Below are 260 nucleotides of genomic sequence, written 5' to 3'. Positions count from 1 at the left end.
AGGCAGGGCTGAAGCTTGGGATCGTGACAGGGAAGGGGAGCAACAGCGCGGAGATTTCGATTGCACAATTACAGCTTGCTCCTTTCTTCCCTGTTGTGATCACGGGTGACGATGTGGCAGAACCGAAACCTCATCCGGAGGGGATTTTGCTGGCCATGAAGCTGTTGCAAGCGGAGCCACAAACCACTCTTTATGTCGGTGACAGCGATTCCGATATAAAAGCGGCTAAAGCAGCCGGCGTCACCTCGGTCGGCGTAAAC

Annotated in this window: 1 protein-coding gene; it reads left to right on the top strand. The window is 54.6% G+C overall.

Annotation, left to right across the window (positions count from 1 at the left end; genetic code table 11):
* Positions 1 to 8: 8 nt before the first annotated feature.
* On the top strand, positions 9 to 260 hold a 252-nt coding region (locus MXD62_RS08950), incomplete at its 3' end, for an HAD family hydrolase (protein WP_251081456.1).

It is taken from the genome of Frankia sp. Mgl5, assembly GCF_023242985.1.
GTDB lineage: Bacteria > Actinomycetota > Actinomycetes > Frankiales > Frankiaceae > Parafrankia > Parafrankia soli.
The sequence above is the reverse complement of the archived record's forward strand: the minus strand, read 5'-3'. Positions and strand labels throughout refer to the sequence as shown.